11 protein-coding genes and 1 riboswitch are annotated in these 14,925 nt (G+C 72.4%); of the genes, 7 read left to right on the top strand and 4 right to left on the bottom strand.

Going from position 1 to position 14,925, the window contains the following annotated elements:
- Positions 1-238: 238 nt before the first annotated feature.
- On the top strand, positions 239-2,359 hold the full coding sequence (locus ACWEFB_RS05795; protein ID WP_452282589.1) for a HelD family protein: 2,121 nt from the start codon (positions 239-241) through the stop codon (positions 2,357-2,359).
- A gap of 9 nt (positions 2,360-2,368) precedes the next feature.
- Here the strand turns inward: ACWEFB_RS05795 and ACWEFB_RS05790 are convergent, their stop codons facing one another.
- Together ACWEFB_RS05790 and ACWEFB_RS05785 are read right to left on the bottom strand one after the other, a co-directional pair.
- Entirely contained in the window at positions 2,369-2,731 is a 363-nt protein-coding gene (locus ACWEFB_RS05790) for a hypothetical protein (protein WP_452282587.1), read from the bottom strand.
- Positions 2,732-2,812: 81 nt separating this feature from the next.
- The gene (locus tag ACWEFB_RS05785; RefSeq protein ID WP_452282585.1) at positions 2,813-3,799 is read right to left on the bottom strand and encodes a superoxide dismutase; all 987 of its coding nucleotides are present in this window, start codon (positions 3,797-3,799) and stop codon (positions 2,813-2,815) included.
- Positions 3,800-4,065: 266 nt separating this feature from the next.
- On the opposite strand from ACWEFB_RS05785, the gene ACWEFB_RS05780 reads away from it, so the two are divergent.
- The 3 genes from ACWEFB_RS05780 to ACWEFB_RS05770 all read left to right on the top strand — a co-directional run bounded on the left by ACWEFB_RS05780 (position 4,066) and on the right by ACWEFB_RS05770 (position 9,200).
- A complete protein-coding gene (locus ACWEFB_RS05780) occupies positions 4,066-6,672 on the top strand; it encodes an ABC transporter permease (RefSeq protein WP_452282583.1) in 2,607 nt (868 codons plus the stop codon).
- Between the two features lie 104 nt (positions 6,673-6,776).
- Positions 6,777-7,697, top strand: a complete 921-nt coding sequence (locus ACWEFB_RS05775; protein WP_452282581.1) for a cation diffusion facilitator family transporter — start codon at positions 6,777-6,779, stop codon at positions 7,695-7,697.
- A 291-nt stretch (positions 7,698-7,988) separates the two neighbouring features.
- Positions 7,989-8,119: riboswitch (cyclic di-AMP (ydaO/yuaA leader) on the top strand.
- A 16-nt stretch (positions 8,120-8,135) separates the two neighbouring features.
- A complete protein-coding gene (locus ACWEFB_RS05770; protein WP_326563197.1) occupies positions 8,136-9,200 on the top strand; it encodes a coiled-coil domain-containing protein in 1,065 nt (354 codons plus the stop codon).
- 154 nt (positions 9,201-9,354) lie between these two features.
- Here ACWEFB_RS05770 and ACWEFB_RS05765 read toward each other — a convergent pair whose 3' ends face one another.
- Both ACWEFB_RS05765 and ACWEFB_RS05760 read right to left on the bottom strand, forming a co-directional pair.
- Positions 9,355-9,807 (bottom strand): hypothetical protein, encoded by a 453-nt coding sequence (locus tag ACWEFB_RS05765; RefSeq protein ID WP_452282580.1) that lies wholly within the window; start codon positions 9,805-9,807, stop codon positions 9,355-9,357.
- A 915-nt stretch (positions 9,808-10,722) separates the two neighbouring features.
- Complete coding sequence (locus ACWEFB_RS05760) at positions 10,723-11,295, bottom strand: TetR/AcrR family transcriptional regulator (RefSeq protein WP_452282578.1); 573 nt, start codon at positions 11,293-11,295, stop codon at positions 10,723-10,725.
- Positions 11,296-11,379: 84 nt separating this feature from the next.
- Here ACWEFB_RS05760 and ACWEFB_RS05755 point away from each other — a divergent pair, with 84 nt between their 5' ends.
- From ACWEFB_RS05755 to ACWEFB_RS05745, 3 genes are all read left to right on the top strand, one after another.
- A complete protein-coding gene (locus tag ACWEFB_RS05755) occupies positions 11,380-12,444 on the top strand; it encodes an FAD-dependent monooxygenase (protein ID WP_452282576.1) in 1,065 nt (354 codons plus the stop codon).
- A 105-nt stretch (positions 12,445-12,549) separates the two neighbouring features.
- Complete coding sequence (locus ACWEFB_RS05750; RefSeq protein WP_452282574.1) at positions 12,550-13,038, top strand: MarR family winged helix-turn-helix transcriptional regulator; 489 nt, start codon at positions 12,550-12,552, stop codon at positions 13,036-13,038.
- Between the two features lie 110 nt (positions 13,039-13,148).
- Positions 13,149-14,603, top strand: a complete 1,455-nt coding sequence (locus tag ACWEFB_RS05745; RefSeq protein WP_452282572.1) for an MFS transporter — start codon at positions 13,149-13,151, stop codon at positions 14,601-14,603.
- The last annotated feature ends 322 nt before the right edge of the window (positions 14,604-14,925 follow it).

The raw sequence follows: 14,925 nt of genomic DNA, 5'->3' as shown, positions 1-14,925 counted from the left end.
ACCCCTTCCGTTGCGTTGGAGCGGGCCCTGCACCGGGCCCGGTGCGGAGCCTCGTCCGGGGCGCGGACGGGGCGTCCGGACGAGCCGTCGGGGCACGATCGGGCGATCGGCGCGGAACGACCGGACGGATACCCCGTACCCTCGCATCCTGGCAATCCTGCGCGTCCGCGCCTGCGCCCGGCCGATCCGACCGGGCTCGGCGTCGCGGTCCGCGACCGACCAACCGGGAGTCTGCACGTTGACCGACCTCACCACCCTGCAACAGGAGATGGCCGCCGAGCAGCGGCATCTCGACCTGGTCTACGCCCGGCTGGCCCAGCTGCGCCAGACCGCCGTCCAGGCTGAGCAGGAGGGTTACCAGCTCGCCCGGGTGGGCAACTTCGGCGCGCTCGTCGAACGGGACGCGATGGTCTTCCACGCCGCCCGGCGCCGTCAGTCCCTCGACGCCGAACACGAGGGGCTGGTCTTCGGCCGGCTGGACCTGCGCGACCGGCAGGTGCTGCACGTCGGTCGGCTCGGCGTACGCGGTGAGCGGGCCGAGCCACTGGTGATCGACTGGCGGGCACCCGCTGCCGCCGCCTTCTACCAGGCGACCCCCGCCGACCCGCGCGGCGTGGTCCGGCGACGCATGATCCAGTCCGCCAACGAGAAGGTCACCCGGATCGAGGACGACCTGCTCGACCCGGGGGCCGCACCACCCGACATGCGGGTGGTCGGTGACGGGGCACTGCTCGCCTCGCTGGCCAAGGCGACCGGCCGGGGCATGCGCGACATCGTCGCCACCATCCAGCGCGAGCAGGACGAGGCGATCCGCTCCCCCGCCGGCGGGGTCACGATCGTCTCCGGCGGACCGGGGACCGGCAAGACCGCAGTCGCCCTGCACCGGGCCGCCTACCTGCTCTACTCCGACCGGAACCGGTTCGCCGGGGGCGGCGTACTGGTGGTGGGTCCGTCCGGGGTCTTCGTCGAGTACATCGCCTCCGTACTGCCCTCGCTCGGTGAGGAGACCGCCACCCTGCACTCGCTCGGGTCACTGTTCCCCGGCGTGGTCGCCACCCGTACGGACCCGACCGCGGTCGCGGCGATCAAGGGTTCGCTGCGGATGCGCCGGGTGCTGGAGCGGGCCGCCCACGACACCGTCCCCGGCGGCCCCAACGAGCTGCGCCTGCTCTACCGGGGTGAACTGCTCCGGCTCGGTGCCGGCGAACTGGACGCGATCCGGGTCCGGGCACTGCCCCGTGGCGCCCGGCGCAACGAGGTACGCCGGGCCGGCATCGACGGGCTGTTCAACGCGCTCTGGACCCAGGCGCAACGGATGCGGGCCGGGCGGCTGCCGGAGCGCCGCGAGTTCGAGGGTGAGCTGGCCGAACGCGGCGATTTCCGGGACTTCATCCGGGCCTGGTGGCCGCAACTGCACCCGTGGCACGTCATGGGCTGGATGACCCGGCCGGAGCGGCTCCAGGCGTACGCGTCGGGGATCCTGTCCAACCGGGAGATCCGGGCACTGAGCGCCTCGTGGCGAACCCTGGACGCCGACGGGCCGACCATCGCCGACGTGGCCATCCTGGACGAGTTGGACGAGTTGCTCGGCAAGCCGCTGCGGGCGGCGAAGCGCCGGCGGGACCCGTACCTGCTCGGCGGTGGGGTACGCGAGCTGAGCACGTACGCCGACCGGCAGCGCGCCGAGCGGGCCCGGATCGAACGCCCGGAGGACTACCAGGAGTACGCCCACGTGGTGGTGGACGAGTCCCAGGACGTGTCCCCGATGCAGTGGCGGATGCTCGGCCGGCGCGGTCGGCTCGCCTCCTGGACCGTGGTCGGCGACCCGGCCCAGACCGCCTGGACCGGGGATGCCCGTGAGCTGTCCCAGTCCCGGGACAAGGCGCTCGGCCGCCGCCCCCGGCACGACTTCACCCTCTCCACCAACTACCGCAACCCGGCGGAGATCTTCGAGGTGGCCGCCGCGGTGATCCGGGAGGTCGCCCCCGACCTTCCGCTGCCGACGGCGGTGCGTTCCACCGGGGTCGAGCCGATCGAGTTGGTCGTGGCGCCGGAGGAGTTGGCCGCAACGACCGTCCGGGAGGTGACGGACCTGCTCGCCGAGGTCCAGGGGACGGTCGGGGTGATCACGCCGGTGCCGCGCCGGGACGAGGTCGCCGGCTGGCTGCAACACCTGGCCGAACCGCGCCTGCAGGTGGTCACCAGCCTCCAGGCCAAGGGCATGGAGTACGACGGGGTCGCCCTGATCAACCCCACCGAGATCCGTACCGACTCCGAGTCCGGCGTACGCACCCTCTACGTGGCCCTCTCCCGCGCCACCCAGCGCCTGACCACCATCGACACTCCGCCCCGCCCGTGACCCCCTCGGTTACTGGCCGAAGGTGTAACGCAGGTTCGCGTTGATGAGCAGGTTCAGTCGCTTGCGCAGGTGGCCGAGGAGGGCCGCCTCGGGCGGTGGCTCGTCGACGAGCAGCGTCCAGCGCAGGTCCGTGCCGTAGCCGCCCCGGTCGGCGGGCAGGTCGAACCGGACCAGCGCGTCGGGGCGCTTCGTCCACAGTGACGACCAGACGACGAGATGCGGGCGTTCGGCGCGTACGGTCCGGGGTCGCCGCTCGTCGTCGAGGAGCAGGAGCCACGGGCGGGCCGGGTCGCGGTACGGCTCGGTGAGCGCTTCGAAGATCACGTGTGGCGGTGCGGGCTGGTTCCGCCTGCGGCTACCAACCTCGGGCATCCCCGAAGGCTAGTCACAAGTCCGACGGTGCCCCGGAACGGCCCCTTCCCATTCATCAGGACGGGAAGGGGCCGCTCGCCGTCAGGGGCGGGGAATGGACGTGGTGGTGTACGGGGTGGTGGCGGTCGGCGGGGTGGTGAACCGGGCGTTGGGCAGGTAGAGGCGGTTGGCGTACGCGGCCACCGTGGTCGGTACGTCGAAGGCCGGCGAGGTCACCTTCTCCACCAGGCGGGCGCTGGTGCCGGCGCGGTCGAGTTCGAACACGGCGACGGTGTTCAGGCGGTTCTGCACCACGTAGAGGGTGCGTCCCTCGCGGAGCAGGCCGTCGCCGTTGGTCAGCAACTCCCCGCCGAGGTCGACGGTCCGGGTCACCCCGGTGGCCGGGTCGACCCGGAAGAGCAGGCCGGTGCCGGACTGCACGATCAGCAGCCCGCGCCCGTCCGGCGTGGTCACGATGCCGTTGGCGTTGACCCCGGCGCCGTAGACGATGTCGCCGGTCAGCGGCAGGGTTTCCGCCTCGTCGGCGTCCGGCAGCCCGCCCCACCGGTTCAGCGGCAGCTTGTACAGGACTGGGTTGGTCGAGTCGGTGAACCAGGCCGCGTCCGAGGTGAGGACCACGTCGTTGACAAAGCTCGGTACGGAGCTGAACTGGTAGCTGGCCAGCAGTTCCCCGGTGAACGCGTTGACCACCCGGGCGGTGGCACCGGTGGCGGTGTTGCCGCCGCTGACGAACAGGCGCCCACGCAGGTCGACCTTGAGCCCCAGGGACGGGGTGCCCGAACCGGGGTTGATCACTTCACCCCGGCCGGTGAGCAGGCTGACCCGGTAGATGGCGCCGGTGGCGCGCGAGCCGAAGAAGGCGTACGGCAGCGCCCCGATCGCGATCCCCTCCGGCTGGAACCCGTCCGGCAGCGCGAACGTACCGGGGAAGATCGTGCCGGTTCGGTTCGCGGCGACCGGGGTCGCGGTTTCGGCGCTCGGAGCGGCGGCGGCCGGGGCGGCGGCCACCAGTACGCCGGTCAGCGTCATCGCGGCAAACAGGACGGTGGTGCGGGGTCGAACTCGCATCCTCGATCTCCTCCCCCGCCGTGGTGGCGGGCATCGGCTGATGTCGGTGTGTGTGCCGCGTTCGATGTTGCCCGGTCGATCCGCCCGTCGCCACCGCACGGCGAGGTGGCACCGGGCAGTGGAGGGGCACCGGGCAGCAGAGCGGCGCCGCACAGCGGCACCGGGCAGCGGAGGGGCCGGTCCGGCTGGCCGGCTGTGCGGGACGGGACGTCCGGACGTGGCGGGACGGGCGGCCGGTGACGGAGCATTGGGCTGGTGACGGAACATTGGCCGATGACGGGACGCTGGTCGGGGTGAGCTGGCCGCTGCTGCGCCTGGCCGTGGCCGGGCTGCGGGCCCATGCCGTACGGCTGCTGTTGACCGCCCTCGCGGTGGTGGTCGGGGTCAGTTTCCTGGCCGGCACGCTGGTCTACGGCGACACCGCGCGGGCCGCCTTCTACGACGACCTGGCCCGTTCGGCCCGGAACGTGGACGTGGTGGTGGAGCCCGCCGAGACGCTGGTGTCGGCCGAGACGGTGGCCCGGATCCGGGCGGTCGACGGGGTGGCCGAGGTGGACGGTCGGGTGATCGCCTGGCTGGGCCTGCTCGACCGGGACGGCCGGCTGCTGACCCAGCAGGGCCACGTCGGTTATGGACTCTCCCTGCCGGGTACGGCGTCGCTCGCCCCGTACGACGTGGCGGCGGGGCGGCTGCCCTCGGCGGCCGGTGAGGTCGCGGTGGACAAGACCACGGTGGCCGGCACCGGTTTCGCGCTCGGCGCCCCGGTGACCCTGCTCGACCAGGCCGGTACGCCGCACCGGTTGACCCTGGTCGGGGTGCTGGACCTCGGGGTGAACCGCCTCTTCGGCGGCTCCCCGGTGGCGGCCCTGGCCGAACCCGACCTGACCCGGTTGACCGGCACCCAGCGGTACGCCCAGGTGGTGATCCGGGCCGAGCCGGATGTGGACCCGGAGACGCTGGCCGACCGGGTGGCGCGGGTGACCGACGATCCACGGTTGGCGGTGCTCACCGGCGACCAGCTCCGGCACCAGCTCGCCGAGCAGGCCGGCAAGTACGTCGACGGTTTCCTGGCGGTGCTGATCGGGTTCGGGCTGGTCTCGCTGACCGTGTCGGCGTTTGTCATCTACAACACCTTCGCCATCCTGGCCGCCCAGCGGGTACGCGAACTGAGCCTGCTGCGCTGCGTCGGCGCCTCCCGCCGGCAGGTCGGGACCGCGGTGCTGCTGGAGGCGCTGGCGCTGGGTCTGCTGGCGTCGCTGGGCGGGCTGGCGATGAGCCTCCTGGTCGGGTACGGGCTGATCTGGGGGCGGGAGCTGGTTGCCACCGACATCCCGCTGCACGCGCCGGTGGTGCGGTGGCCGACGGTGGCTGTGGCGATCGGCTTCGGCACGCTGGTCGCGGTGCTGGCGGCGCTCGTACCGGCGCTGGGGGCGGGGCGGGTGCCGCCGCTGGCCGCGCTGCACGAGAGCGCGACCGCCGAGTTGCGTGGTTCGACCGGTCGGCGCGGGCGGGTCCGGGTCCTGGTCGCCGCCGGGCTGGCCGGGGCGGGCCTGCTGGCGATCGTGGTCGGGGTGCCGCTGGCCTTCCCGGGGCTGCCGCTGGTCCTCGGCGGCGGGATGATCGTTTTCCTCGGGGCGGTGGTGGCGGCTCCGCTGCTGGTGCCGCGCGCGGTGGGCGTACTGGGGTGGCTGCCGGGGCGGCTGTTCGGACCGGTCGCCCGGCTGGCGGTGGTGAACGCGCGGCGCAACCCGCGCCGGGCCGCCGCGACCACCATGGCGCTGACCGTGGGGGTGGCGCTGATGTCGATGTTCGCGGTGCTGCTGGAGACCGCCCGGGACCAGACCGGTCGGGAGCTGACCGAGAACTTCCCGGTGGACTTCGTGCTCGACCGGGCGCGGGTCGACGGCACACCGGGGGTGACGCGCGGTCCGCTGCCGGCGGACCTGGCCGGCGTACTCCGGGCCGACCCGGCGTTCGCGACGGTGGCCGAGGTGCGGTTGGCGCCCGCACCGGCGGACCCGCAGGTACGGGTCTGGTCGGTGCCGCCGGAGCAGTTGCGCGGGCCGATCCGGCCGGAGGTGACCGACGGTGACCTGGCCGACCTGCGGCCCGGCACGGTGGCGGTGGACCGCCGGGTGGCGCAGGCCCGCAACGTCGGCCTGGGTGACCGGTTCCCGCTCGGCCTTCCCACCAGCCCGAACGACACCGGCAGCGCGGACGCGTCGGGCTCGTTGGTCGTGGTCGCGCTCTACGACGACGCGCCGACGAGCGGGGCGGCGCTGGTCGAGTGGGGCCAGTTCACCGCCGCGTACGGGGCCGGTGCGGCGAACCAGTTGCTGATCGACCTGGCCCCGGGCGTCGGTACGGCAGCCGGCCGGCAGGCGCTGGACGGGCTGCTGCGGGCGTACCCGGTGGTGCGGTTGAGCAGCGCGGCCGACCAGGCGGACGCGTTGTCGGCCTCGCTGGACGAGTTGCTCGGCATCTTCGCCGCCCTGCTCGGCATGTCGGTGCTGATCGCGCTGTTCGGCATCAGCAACACGCTCTCCCTGTCGGTGTTCGAACGTACGCGGGAGTCGGCGACCCTCCGGGCGCTGGGGCTGTCCCGGCGGCAGCTCGGTCGCCTGCTGCTGGCCGAGGCGGCGCTGATCGCGCTGGTCGGCGCGCTGGCCGGGATCGCCCTGGGGGTGGGGGTCGGCTGGACCGCGGCACTCGGGCTGATCAGCAGCTACGGGCACGGGCTGCCGGTCGTACCCGTGGGGCAGCTCGCCCTCTGCACGGGCCTGGCCTGCGGCGCGGCGGTGCTGGCCGGGGTGCTGCCGGCCCGCCGGGCGAGCCGGGCACCGATCGTGGCGGCCATGGCGAACGAGGGCTGAGCCGGCCCGGTTTCCCCGGTGCCGGTCCGGGCCAACCCGCTGGCACACATTGCGATATCAGCATATGTTGGGCCATAGCGGGACCGGCGACGGAGGGTGTGTGCGTGGGCGCGGGTCATGACCACGGCGCGCAGTCGATGCGCGCCGCCGAGCGACACCGGGGACGGCTCTGGTCCGCCTTCGGGCTGCTCGTCGTGTTCATGATCGTCGAGGCGATCGCCGCCCTGGCCACCGGCTCGCTGGCCCTGCTCTCCGACGCCGGGCACATGTTCACCGACGTACTCGGGATCGGCATGGCGCTGGCGGCGATGACCGCGACCCGGCGCGCGACCGACGACCCACAGCGGACCTTCGGCCTCTACCGGCTGGAGGTCCTCGCGGCGCTGGCCAACGCGGTGCTCCTCTTCGGTGTCGCAATCTACGTGCTGGTCGAGGCGGCCCGCCGGTTCGGCCAGGACCACCCCCCGAGCGTCCTGGCCGGGCCGATGCTGGTGGTCGCCATCCTCGGTCTGCTGGCCAACCTGGTGGCCTTCGCGCTGCTGCGGGCCGGGGCACGGGAGAGCATCAACCTGCGCGGGGCCTACCTGGAGGCGCTCGGCGACACGCTCGGCTCGGCCGGGGTCATTGTCGCGGCGGTGGTGATCGCGAACACCGGTTGGTGGTGGGCCGACCCGGTGGTCGCGGTCGCGATCGGCCTGTTCATCCTGCCCCGGACGTGGCGACTGGCCCGAGCCGCGGTCCGGATCCTGGTGCAGGCCGCGCCGGAGCACCTCGACGTACCCACCGTGGCGGCCCGGCTCTGTGCCGTACCGGGGGTCGCCAACGTGCACGACCTGCACGTCTGGACGCTCACCTCGGGCATGGAGGTCGCCTCGGCACACCTGACCCTGTCGGCCGGCGCCGAGGTGGGCGCGGTGCTGGCCGCCGCCCGAGGGGCACTGCACGACGACTTCGACATCAACCACGCCACCCTCCAGGTCGAGCCCGGCAGCGCGACCGAGAACTGCGGCCCCGCCGACTGGTGAACCCCGATCGGGTACGCCGCGCGATTGTCGCCGGCAACGCACCACCGGCAGGGCGGCCCGGCTTTCGGTAGGCGGCCCCTATCGGGTCCACTCCTTACCGGCACCGGGACCCGACCACTCTTCGCTTTCCTCGCCCTTAATTTTTGTCCCCCGACCGGGTGAAATTTTCAGTTTATATCCGGCATATCACTTCGATTCATTTGGCAAGCCCGACGCGCCAACACTGTCCGTACTGGACCCGGCCGGTAGGCTCGGCACCGGTCTCCGCCGGGCGGCGCCCTCCGGCGCCTGCGGTGACCGTCGCCTAATCGCACATGCGAGCCGGGGAACCATCGCGTCATTGGGGTGCATCCGCGTCAGCGGTAGGGATCTTCCGTCCCGAACCCGTCAGCTAACCCGGTCGGCGGCTGACGGAAGGACGTGCACCGAATGCCATTGTTGGCGCCCGTACGACCCCGCTATCCGCGCGCGGTCCGAACCGCGATCGCGATCACCCTCACCCTGCTGGCCAGCGCCTTCACCCCCGCCGCCGCGCTGGCCGCACCCGCACCGTCGCGCACCGCCGTACTCGCCGCCGCACCCGGCGGCACCGACGACGAGGGCGGCAGCGACAGCCTCCGGGAGCAACTCGACGTCGCGGCTAAGGGCTATCTCGACGCCCAGGCGGCACTGGACAACTCCACCAAGCGGCAGCAGCAGCTCGCCGCACACCTGGGGACGCTGGAGGCCGAGCTGGTCACCCGTACCCAGACGGTCGGCGAACTGGCCGGCATGGCGTACCGCACCGGCCGGCTGGGACCCCTCACCGCCCTGCTCAACAGCAACTCCCCGGACGGTTTCCTGGACCGCGCCGCATCCCTGGGCACGGTCGCCGCCAACGAGGACCGCCAGCTCCGGAACCTGATCGAGGTACGCGACCAGGAGGCTCGGGCCAAGGCGGCGATCGACAACGAGATCCGGGAACAGCGCAAGCAGCTCGACATCATGGCCAAGCGCAAGCAGCAGGCCGAACGGGCACTGGCCGCGGCCGGCAGCGGCGGGTCCAGCCCCGGGGTCACCGGCACCACCACCGCCGCCACGGCCAAGCCCGCACCGCGCAACTCGGATGGCTCATGGCCGAAGGAGTCGTGCAGCGTCAACGACCCGACCACCACCGGCTGCATCACCCCGCGCACCCTGAACGCGATGAACCAGGCCAAGGCGGCGGGCTTCACCCGCTTCGTCTCCTGCCACCGCACCGGCGGCTCGGGTGAACACCCGAAGGGCCGGGCCTGCGACTTCGCGGCGGAAAAGGGCGGCTTCGGCGGGGTCGCCACCGGCGGCGACAAGACGTACGGCGACAACCTCGCCGCGTACTTCGTCAAGAACGCCAGCCGCCTCGGTGTGCTCTACGTGATCTGGTTCAAGCAGATCTGGCTACCCGGCAGCGGCTGGAAGGCCTACAACGGCGGCGGCGACCCCTCCAGCAACCACACCAACCACGTCCACCTCTCCGTGAACTAACCCCCCGCCCCCCGACCCCCTCCCCCGTCCCCCCGACCAGCGCGCCGATCTTGCAGTTGTGGCTGTACGCAAAACCGGATCAGTTGCACAATCCGGGCGCCATAACTGCAAGATCGTCGGCGGGCCACGGGGCGGCGGGGAGGGCGGGGTGGGGTTAGGGGTTGGCGTTCCAGAAGCCGATGATGGTGGCGGTCCACCAGCCGAGTTGGCTGACTGTGGCGGCCAGGGCTCCGGGGAGTAGGTGGGGCCAGGGCAGGGGGGCATCGCCGGCACTGACCAGGCGGTCGCGTACGCGGCCGAGGAACAGCCCGTTGATCCCCACCGCGAGTACGGCGAGCAGCTTGAGCTGCACCAGCCCGGACGAGGTGTCGGGGCGCAGTGCCGCACCGCTGGCGACCAGCCCCAGCAGCCCCAGCCAGATCAGCAGGTGCGCCCCGTGCGCCATCCCCAGTACGGTGCCGAGCCGTTCCCGGCGCAGCAGCCAGCGCAGGCTGAACCAGTCCACCGTGAGTACGGCTCCGAAGCCGACCACGAGACACGCCAGGTGGCAGAAAAGCGCGAACGACCGCCAGCCCGGCCCCAGGGTGATCTGCGGAGCGACCAGCACCACGAACAGCCAACCGAGGACGACGGCGCCGATCGAGCCGATCCGCGCCCCGCGACCGGCCGCCCGACGGTGACCGCCTCGCCAACCCGTGATCGGACCGGACTCCGGTTCGGGGCGCCCGACCCGGGACCGCGATCGGCCACCGGCTGGGAAAGGCGAGCCGTAGGCCACCGCAGACGGCGAGCCGTGGGCGAGTGGAAAAGGTGAACCATGGGCCACCGCAGACGTCGAGCCGTAGGCGCCTGGAGGTGGCGAGCCGTGGGCGGCTGGAGACGGTGAGCGGTGGACGGCGAGGGGCAGTGAGTCGTCATCGTCGGGCAATGGTGATCGGCGACCGTCGCCGGCAGCCGACGGGCGGCGCCGGTCGGCGGGGACGGAGGCACCAGCGGGGACGGAGGCACCAGCGGCCTGGTTCGACGGTCCGGGGCGGTTCCGACGGGTCGCCGGGTCGGAGCGGTCGGAGCGGTCGGAGCGGTCGGAGCGGTCGGAGCGGTCGGAGCGGTCGGAGCGACCGGGCAGGGTGGGGCGGTGTCCGGTGCGCTGCCGGGGGACGGTGTACTCCCGCGCCGGGACCGGCTCGTGTTCCCGCTCGGGTGACTGACGGTCGGTCGCTGCGGCTTCGGTGCTGTGGCGGCCGGGGGTACGGAGGTCAGACATCCGGACCGGCGGTTCCCGCAACCCGCATGGTGGTTCCTCCGCTCGCCTCGGACCGGGTCGGCTCGGAACCGGGTCGGCCGGGGAGGGAACCAACCGCCCCTCCTGATCAGGAGACCGGCCGGGGGCGGCGGCGCAACAGAAAGTTGCGCGGGAAGATCCGTACCGGATGCCGGCGGGCACGGTCCGGTCGGGCCGCGCCCACCGCCGACGGTGGCGGTGACCGGGCCGGTCAGGCCCGCGCCCACCATCGACGGTGGATCAGGTGTGGGTGACGGCGGGGGGCGCGATGGCGCCGAGCAGGAGGCGCAGGCCGGGGGTGGGGTCGAAGTCCGGGTCGGGGAAGGCGAGCTGGTGCATGATCACGCCGTCCATGTGGTCCAGCATCAGCCGGCAGTGACGTTCCGGGTCCGGTGAGCCGACCGCGCGCAGCCAGGGCGCCCCCCAGCGGACCAGATCCGCGTTGCCCTGTCCGAGGTCGGCCTGCAACTGCGGGCGGACCGCGGCGTCCAGGCAGAGGGCGAGACGGGCGACGGTACGCAGCCGCCCCGCACCGACCGCCGTCCGGACGAAATCGCCGAGCAACCGGGCCAGTTCGTCGAGGTCGGCGGGGTGGACCGCCCCGGTCATCCCCTGCCAGTCCGCCCGGTCCAGGGCGGCCAGGCGGGCGACCACGCCGGTGAGCAGCGCGTCGCGCGTACGGAAGTGGTTGGACGCGGAACCGGCGGGCAGCCCGGCCTCGGCGTCGACGGCCCGGTGGGTGAGCTGGCGCAGCCCCTGTCCGCCGAGTACCCGGATGGCGGCGTCGGTGAGTTGGTCCTGCCGGGACGACATCCGCTCACCCTAACGGACTACACGCGTAGTCAATTTCACTACAACCGTAGTGACAGTCCACTACAGCCGTAGTACGGTCCGGTCATGACACAGCGAGCGGGCATCATCGGCGGCGGAATCGGCGGACTGGCGACAGCGATCATGTTGCAACGGGCCGGCTGGACGGTACGGGTCTCCGAGAAGGCACCCACCCTCGTCGGCACGGGCACCGCGCTCGGGATGTGGCCGGAATCGCTGCGTGCGCTCGACGTACTCGGGCTCGGCGAGGAGGTACGCCAGCGCGGCGCCCGGCAGCACCACGGCAACTTCCTGCGTCCGGACGGCACCCGGATCGCCCGCCTGGACGTGGGCGCGATGGCCCGACGCAGCGGCGACTCGGTCTACCTGATCTCCCGTCCGGCCCTGCTCGGGCTGCTCGCCGGGGCACTCGCGCCCGGAACGGTCAGCTTCGACAGCCCGGTGACCGACCTGGCCGCGTACCGGACCGGGTTCGACGTGGTGGTGGCGGCCGACGGGGTGTTCAGCCGTACCCGTACCGCGATCTTCGGTCCGGGCAGCGCGGCCCGGTACGTGGGCGCCACCGCCTGGCGGGGCACCGTGGACGGGGCGACCGACTCGGTGAACGAAACCTGGGGTCGCGGGCAGCGCTTCGGCATCACCCCGCGCGAGGACGGCCGGACCAACTGGTACGCGAGCGCCCTGACCCCGCCCGGTGGACGCTCCCCGGAGGGCGAGTTGGCGGCACTGCGGGCCAGGTTCGGTGACTGGCACGCGGGCGTACGGCAGGTGTTGAGCCGGCTCCGACCCGCGGAGATCCTCCGCCACGACCTCTACCATCTCGCCCCGTCGCTACCGACTTACCTCGACGGGAACGTGGTCCTGATCGGCGACGCGGCCCACGCGATGACCCCCGACCTGGGGCGGGGTGCCGGGGAGGCGCTGGTCGACGCGGTGACGCTCGGGCGGTGCCTGATCGGCGGATCCTCGATCGCCGCCGGCCTGGCCGAGTACGACAACCTGCGCCGCGGGCCGACCCAGCGGTTGGCCCGGCTCTCGCACCGGGTCGGCCGGGTCGCCCAGGCCCGCCGGTTCACCCCGGTACGCGACGCCGCGGTCCGCCTCGCCCTGTCCTTCGGCCCGCCCGCCTGACCGCCCTGGTCCGGTCGACCGCCCGCATGCGCCGCGACGACCGGACCCCCAATAAGTCTGTTATTGGATGATCTGCCACGGATCGAGTTGGCTATGCTGGTCGGCATGACCGCGATGGCACCGACCCGGACCGAACCGGATCTGTCGTTCCTGCTGGACCACACCAGCCATGTGCTGCGGACCCGGATGGCGGCGGCACTCGCCGAGATCGGGCTCACCGCGCGGATGCACTGCGTGCTGGTGCACGCCTTGGCGGAGGAGCGGACCCAGATCCAGCTCGCCGAGCTGGGCGACATGGACAAGACCACGATGGTGGTGACGGTCGACGCGCTGGAGAAGGCCGGCCTGGCCGAGCGCCGGGCCTCCGCCACCGACCGGCGGGCCCGGATCATCGCGGTCACCCCTGAGGGCGCGCGGGTGGCCGAGCAGAGTCAGCGGATCGTCGACCGGCTACACGAGGAGGCACTGGGCGCCCTTCCGGCCGACGAGCGCAAGGTCTTCCTGCGCGCCCTGAACCGCCTGGTCACCGGGCATCTGGCCAGCCCGGTCGAGCACCCCCAACCGGTACGCCGAGCCCGCCAGCGCGGCAACTAGCCCGCGGCATGACCAAGAACTAGCTCACTAACAGATCGTCTCTAACAAAACTATCTGCTACGGTCCTCCTGTCACCGGTACGAGTACGTCCGTACGACAGGAGGACCGACGTGTCCACTCCCCCCACCCGAACCCGCTGGCTGGCCCTCGGGGTCATCGCCACCGGGATGCTGATGGTCATCCTCGACGGCAGCATCGTCACCGTGGCGATGCCGGCGATCCAGGCCGACCTGGGCTTCTCCCCGACCGACCTGAGCTGGGTGGTCAACGCCTACCTGGTCCCCTTCGGCAGCCTGCTGCTGCTGGCCGGACGGCTGGGCGACCTGGTCGGGCGCAGGCGCCTGTTCCTCGCCGGGATCGCGGTCTTCACCGTGGCCTCGCTGCTGGCCGGCGTGGCCACCTCACCCGGGGTGCTGATCGCGGCCCGGTTCGGCCAGGGCGTCGGCAGTGCGATGAGCGCCTCGGTCAGCCTCGGCATCCTGGTGACGCTCTTCGTCGAGCCCGCCGAACGGGGCAGGGCGATCGCGGTCTTCAGCTTCACCGGTGCCGCCGGGGCCTCGATCGGCTCGGTGCTCGGCGGCCTGCTCACCGACTCGCTGAGCTGGCACTGGATCTTCTTCATCAACCTCCCGATCGGGCTCGCCGCGCTCGCGGTCGCCCTGCGGGTGCTGCCGGCCGACCGTGGGCTCGGGCTGGGCGCGGGTGCCGACGCCATCGGTGCCGTACTGGTCACCGCCGGGCTGATGCTCGGCATCTTCACCGTCGTCAAGGTCGACACGTACGGGTGGACCTCGATCCGTACGCTCGGCTCCGGTGCGCTCGCCGCCGCCCTGCTCGCCGGATTCGTGGTCCGCCAGGCGACCGCGCGTCACCCGCTCATGCCGTTGCGGATCTTCCGGTCGCGTGCCGTTTCCGGGGCGAACCTGGTCCAGGTACTGATGGTGGCGGCACTCTTCTCGTTCCAGATCCTGGTCGCCCTCTACCTCCAGAGGGTACGCGGGTACGGCGCCGCGGCGACCGGCCTGGCGATGCTCCCGGCGGCGACCGTCATCGGTGCGGTCTCGCTCGGTGTCTCCGCCCGGCTCAACCGCCGGTTCGGCGAACGGAACGTGCTGGTGGCCGGCATCCTGCTGCTGATCGGGATGCTCGGCTGGCTGAGCCGGATCCCGGTGCACGCCGACTACGTCACCGACCTGCTTCCGGTGATGCCGCTCGCCTCGGGGTTTGGGCTCGCCCTGCCGGCGTTGACCGCGCTCGGCATGTCGGGTGCGGGCGACGACAACGCCGGGCTCGCCTCCGGACTGTTCAACACCACCCAGCAGCTCGGCATGGCGTTGGGGGTCGCCGTGCTCTCCACCCTCGCGGCCACCCGTACGGACGGGTTGCTGGGCGGGGGCGCGAGCGAGGCTGTGGCGCTGACCGGCGGCTACCGGCTGGCCTTCACGGTCGGCGCCGGGCTGCTCGTCGCCGCCCTCCTTGTCACGCTCACCGCACTGCGCCGGCCCGAGCAGCTTCGCGTCGACCCGGTGGAGCGGCACGCACCGGCGGCAGCCGCACACGGCTGACCACGACCGACCGGCACTGACCACGCCCGAGTGGCACCGGCGACGACCACGGCGACCGGCGGCGAGTGATCCGATAACAGTTTTTCGAAAGGTTTTTCGGATCACTTGTTGCCGAAGGAGAATGAGCGGCAAGAATGCGTTCTCCGTACACGGCGAATAGCGCCCCAGGCACATCCCGTGAAGTGGGGCGCATGGCAGAGAGCGCTCTTTCACTAGCTCTGAGTAACCCGCCGAGCGAGGCTCCCACCTCGCTCGGCGGGGTCGTGAGAGCGCTCTCTCAAAGTTAGCCCGCCGGACCGCGCAGTGTCAACAGAGATCCCCT

The sequence above is a fragment of the Micromonospora sp. NPDC004704 genome (assembly GCF_053601675.1).
The sequence above is the reverse complement of the archived record's forward strand: the minus strand, read 5'-3'. Positions and strand labels throughout refer to the sequence as shown.

Coding starts and splice junctions, on each gene's coding strand:
- ACWEFB_RS05755 (WP_452282576.1), top strand. CDS start 11,380: ATGACACAGCGAGCGGGCATCATCGGCGGCGGAATCGGCGGACTGGCG.
- ACWEFB_RS05760 (WP_452282578.1), bottom strand. CDS start 11,295: ATGTCGTCCCGGCAGGACCAACTCACCGACGCCGCCATCCGGGTACTC.
- ACWEFB_RS05790 (WP_452282587.1), bottom strand. CDS start 2,731: ATGCCCGAGGTTGGTAGCCGCAGGCGGAACCAGCCCGCACCGCCACAC.
- ACWEFB_RS05750 (WP_452282574.1), top strand. CDS start 12,550: ATGACCGCGATGGCACCGACCCGGACCGAACCGGATCTGTCGTTCCTG.
- ACWEFB_RS05785 (WP_452282585.1), bottom strand. CDS start 3,799: ATGCGAGTTCGACCCCGCACCACCGTCCTGTTTGCCGCGATGACGCTG.